1 pseudogene is annotated in these 289 nt (G+C 59.2%); it reads right to left on the bottom strand.

Annotation, left to right across the window (positions count from 1 at the left end):
- Window positions 1-289 (bottom strand): annotated as a pseudogene (locus FDX22_RS30765) (D,D-dipeptide ABC transporter permease); the annotation flags it as partial.

Consider the following 289-nt stretch of genomic DNA (forward strand, 5'->3'; position numbering starts at 1 on the left):
GCCCGCCAGCGATACCCACCACCACCAGACCGGCGACAATTGACTGCTGACTTCCGACCAGGACGCGGCTGAACAGATCACGACCCACTTCATCGGTGCCAAACCAGTGGCTGGCCGACGGTGGCAACAGGCGAGCGGTCAGATCGATGGCGTTAGGATCGTAAGGGGTGATCCACGGAGAGAGCACCATTAACAGTAGCATCAGTACAATAATGACGCCGCCAATCAGCGTCAGCGGGCTGCTTTTCATCATCCAGAACAATTTGGCCCAGTCCGTGCGACGGCGGGC

The organism is Citrobacter sp. TBCS-14 (genome assembly GCF_005280805.1).
GTDB lineage: Bacteria > Pseudomonadota > Gammaproteobacteria > Enterobacterales > Enterobacteriaceae > Citrobacter > Citrobacter gillenii.